A 4898-nucleotide genomic window follows, 5' to 3' on the forward strand; every position below is an offset into this window, starting at 1 on the left:
CAGGGGCACCTGCGTCGAGCCGGCCGTCCCATTCGTCGGCTGGTCCAGGAAGACGAGCTTGGAGGGGGTGGGGAACGGGGTGGAGACCGGGCGCGTGGTGCGCACGGCGTTGCCCGCGTTGTCCTTCACCTCCAGGGCCACGTAGTAGGTGCTGTTGGGCGTGAGGCCGGAGATCTTCGCCGAATCATTGGTGCCCACCGGGAGGGCCGTCGCCACCACCTGCTTCACCGGCATGGCCGCCGCGAAGTCCGCGTCGGAAGCAATGGGCGAGGCGGAGTAGCGCAGGTCGTAGTGGGAGGCCATGCCGAACTGCCCGTCATCACCCACGGCCTTCCAGCCGATGGTGACGGAGGTGGCGGAGACCGCCAGCTCCTCGAGCACGGGCGAGGCGGGCTTCACGTCATCGGTGATGGTGAAGGCGTTGCTGGAGGCGGGGTTGAGTCCGTCCGCCAGGGCCATCAGCACGTAGCCCACGTCATCCTGCGCGATGGAGAGGCCCGAGAAGGAGGCCACACCGTCCACCGGCGTCACGGTGGCAAGGCCCTCCAGCGTCCCGAACTTGTTGAGGCCGAGCGTCACCGCCGGAGTGCTGGCGGCCACCCGGTTGCCGAAGGCATCCAGCAGCGTCACCTCCACACCGAAGGCCGAGCGCACCGAGCGGTTGCCCGGCTGTCCGGTGAAGGCGAACGTCGCGACCGGGCCCGCCACCACACCTACCTCCGAGTTGGAGACGAGGGAGGCGGTGGCCGTGTCCTTCACCGTCACCTGACGGGCGCCGGCCTGCTTCAGCACGAGCCCCGTGAAGACATGGCGGCCCGCGTCGGCCGAGGTGAAGGTGTAGTCCCCGGGCAGCGAGGCCGTGCCGTCCGTGGAGGTGAAGCGCACGGTGCCGGTGTAGTCCGTCACTTCGTTGCCGAAGAGGTCCCGCACGGAGACCTCGGGGCTGAGCGCGGTACCCGCGGCCACGGTCGTCGGCACCTGCGCCACCACCAACGAGGCGGGCGCGGCGGACGTCACGTGGAAGGCCGGACTCGTCGCCCCCGACAGCCCGGTGGCGCTCGCCACCAGCGTGTAGCCCTGCGAAGCCTTCTCGAGCACCAGCGCGGGGAAGCGCGCCACGCCATTCACCGCCGCCACCGACACCGTCCCCTTCAGGGTGGCCGCCGCCGGACCGGAGCCGATCGCCACCGTCACGGTGTTCGTCGCCCCCGTCATCGTCTCGCCATCCGCGTTCTGGATGACGACCGCGAAGACGCCGAGCTCCGCGCCAGCGGTGCCAGTCCGCGGCGACGTGGTGAAGGCCAGCCGGGAGGCCGGCAGCACGATGAACTCGAGGGTGGGCCGCGACGTCAGCATCACCGGGCCGCCCTCGGCCTCCACCGACGCCGTCACCGTCTTCACCCCGGCCACGGTGGACGTCACCGTCGCGGTGGCCATGCCCTGCGCGTCCGTGGGGCTCGCCGGCTGCACCACCGTGGTGGCCTCACCGGAGACCGTCACCTTCACCGTGCGGCCTTCCAGCGGAGTCCCATCCGCCTTGCGCACCGTCACCTTGAGGTCGACGGAGTCCTTCCCGTTGGCCCGGATGGCCTGCACCTTGCTCGCCTCCACCGACGAGCGGTCCGCATCCGGCATCTCGCGCTGCGCTGGCGGGGGGGTGGGATCCGCACCACAACCCGAGCCACATCCAACGGACAGGCCGAGCAGCAGCACGCTCCACGCGAACAGTCGCGCGAGCGTGAGGGGACGATGCGTCATGGACAGCTCCAAGCAGAGAGGGGCAAGCAGCACTCGCCGGCCAGGGGGCCGACGAGAACGAGGTGTCTTTTATCAGACACCCGCCCCCCTGGAAAAACCGCCGCCTGGAGCCGGCTGCCCGCTTCACATGCCCATGGCCTGGAGCATGAGGCCGGAGCCGAGCAGAGACTGGCCCCCGTCACACACCAGGATGGAGCCGGTGATGTACGAGGCCGCGTCGGAAGCCAGGAAAAGCGCGAGTTGCGAGATGTCCTGCTTGGTACCGAAGCGCTGGAGGGGCAGGGCCCGGGAGAGCTTCTGGCGCGTCTCGTCGCCGGGAGCGAGCCGGCGCATGCCCTCGGTGTCGTCGATGGGGCCGGGGGTGATGGAGTTGATGCGCACACCCACCCCACCCCACTCGATGGCGAGGGTGCGGGTGATCATGTCCACGCCGGCCTTGGCGGCACACACATGGGCCTGCATGGCCATGGGCAGGTAGGCCTGGGGCGCGGAGATGTTGAGCACGCAGGCCCCGGGCTTGCGCAGGTGCTCGAAGGCGGCGCGGCACGCGTTGAAGGTGCCGAGCACGTCGATCTCTAGCACCGACTTGAAACCGTTGGAGGACATACCAAGCGCCGGAGCGGGGAAGTTGCCCGCCGCGCCGCACACGAGGATGTCGATCTCCCCGTACGCCTCGCGCGTGGCCTGCATGGCCTTCTCCACGGCCTCGTAGTTGCGCACGTCGGCGGAGAAGCCCATGGCGGTGCCGTGAGCCTGGAGGCCCTTCACGGCCGCCTCCAGCTTCTCCGCGTTGCGGCCGTTGATGACCACCTTGGCGCCCGCCTTCACGAACGCCTCGGCGATACCGAGGTTGATGCCGCTGCTACCGCCGGTGACGAACGCCACCTTGCCCGCCAACAGATCGTCCCGGAACACACCCTGTGCCATGTGACTCCCCTCCTCGGAGGAAGGGAGCCACTTGAACAGAACGCCCGGGGGGCGTCCACGCCCGCGGCGGCTCAGCCGAACTCGACCACCTTCATGCCGAAGAGCCGCTCCACCGCGAGGATGAGCTCGTCGCTCACCTGCACCTTGATGGAGGTGTTGCCGATGAGCGCCTCGGCCTCGTTGGTGAACAGCAGGCTCACGGCCACCGGCGTGGCGCCCTCGTATTTCCTGGCGATCTCCGCCAGCTTCGCCATCCGCTCCTCCGTGGCCAGATCCACCGGCAGCCGCAGCTCCAGCCGCTTGGTGCGCTTCTCGCGCACGGCCTTGAGGCTCTGGATGTCGTCGACGATGAGCTCCGGCACCGGCGTGTCCTCGTCGCGCTGGTTGAGCTGCACGGTGCCCGTCACGAGGATGGGATCATCACTCTTGAGCAGCGGCTCCCAGTGCTCGAAGCCGGGCTTGGGCCCCGCCTTCGTCCACTTGCCGTCCTTGCCCATGACGTTGCGCGTGCCGTCCTTGCCGGGGAAGCACACCAGCTCGATGGAGCCGGACAGGTCCTCCAGCGTCACCCACGCCATGCGCTTGCCCGTCTTGGTGGGCCGCTCGCGCAGCGCCGCCACCACGCCGGCGATGGTGAGCTTCTCGTCCTTGCGCGCGCGCTGCACGGCGGTGATGGGCCGCGCGTAGCGCTTGAGCTCCTTGTCGTACGCGTGCAGCGGGTGGCCGGACACGTAGAAGCCGATGGCCTCCTTCTCCAGCGCCAGCCGCTCCTTCTCCGACCACTCCTCCACCTGGACGTAGTCGTCCTTCATGGCGCCGCCGCCCGAGGACCCACCGCCCAGCATGCCGAAGAGCGAACTCTGTCCCGCCGCCTTGTCCTTCTGGCTGCTGGAGCCGCGGCTCATCGCGCGCTCGATGCTCTCGAAGAGCTGCCGGCGCGGACGCTTCTCGAAGTCGAAGGCGCCCGCCTTCACCAGCGCCTCCAGCACCTTGCGGTTCACCTTGCGCGAGTCCACGCGCTCGCAGAAGTCGAACAGGCTCTTGAAGGGGCCGTCCTTGCGCGCCTCGATGATGGCCTCGATGGCGCCCTCGCCCACGCCCTTGATGGCGCCCAGGCCGAAGCGGATCTTCCCCTCCACCGCGCCGAAGGCCATGTCCGACTGGTTCACGTCCGGCGGCAGCACCTGGACGCCCGACTGGCGGGCCTCGCCGATGTGCAGCACCACCTTGTCGGTGTTGTCCTTCTCGCTGGTGAGAAGGGCCGCCATGAACTCCACGCGGTAGTGCGCCTTGAGCCACGCCGTGTGGATGGTGACCAGGCCGTAGGCCGCCGAGTGGCTCTTGTTGAAGCCGTACTCGGCGAACTTCTCCATCAGGTCGAAGATTTCCCCGGCGACCTTGAGGTCGACGTTGTTCTTCTTGCAGCCCTCGAGGAAGCCGGCCCGCTCGGCCTGCATGACCTCGGCCTTCTTCTTGCCCATCGCGCGGCGCAGCAGGTCCGCGCGGCCCAGGGTGTAGCCTCCCAGCACCTGGGAGATCTGCATCACCTGTTCCTGGTAGACGATGACGCCGTAGGTGTCCTTGAGGACGGGCTCCAGCGCGGGGTGCGGGTACACCACCGGCTCGCGGCCGTGCTTGCGGTTGATGAAGACGTCCACCATGCCCGAGTCGAGCGGACCCGGGCGGTAGAGCGCGCCCGCGGCGACGACGTCCTCGAAGCAGGACGGCTTGAGCTTCATCACCATTTCGGTGAAGCCGCTGGACTCCATCTGGAAGACGCCGGCCGTGTCGCCGTCCGCCATGAGCTTCCACACCTCGGCGTCATCCAGCGGGATGTCCTCGCGCAGGATGGGCTTGCCGTTGGGCGGGTTGCGGTTGATGAGGTTGAGCGCGTTCTGGATGACGGTGAGCGTCTTGAGGCCGAGGAAGTCGAACTTCACCAGGCCCGCGGCCTCCACCTCGTCCTTGGCGAACTGGGTGATGAGGGTGTCCTCACCCGGAGGCTGGTAGGTGGGGACGAACTCCCACAGCGGCTTGTCGGCGATGACCACGCCGGCCGCGTGCATGCCGGGCTGGCGGTGCAGGCCCTCGAGCGCGAGCGCGATCTCCAGCACGTCCTTGGTGGTGACGTCCTTGCCATCCACCTGGCCGATGGCGCTCGGCTTCTCCATCATCTCCTTGAGGCGCGGCTCCTGCTCGATGGCGTCCTTGAG

At 68.7% G+C, this 4898-nt stretch carries 3 protein-coding genes; all 3 read right to left on the bottom strand.

The features are described from left to right. The coding region (locus VF794_RS08960; protein ID WP_331108770.1) for an Ig-like domain-containing protein at positions 1-1758 on the bottom strand (1758 nt) is incomplete at its 3' end. A gap of 123 nt (positions 1759-1881) precedes the next feature. After that, complete coding sequence (locus VF794_RS08965; RefSeq protein WP_331108771.1) at positions 1882-2685, bottom strand: SDR family oxidoreductase; 804 nt, start codon at positions 2683-2685, stop codon at positions 1882-1884. 71 nt (positions 2686-2756) lie between these two features. Then, the coding region (gene dnaE, locus VF794_RS08970) for a DNA polymerase III subunit alpha (RefSeq protein ID WP_331108772.1) at positions 2757-4898 on the bottom strand (2142 nt) is incomplete at its 5' end.

It is taken from the genome of Archangium sp. (genome assembly GCF_036389735.1).
Classification (GTDB): Bacteria; Myxococcota; Myxococcia; order Myxococcales; family Myxococcaceae; genus Archangium.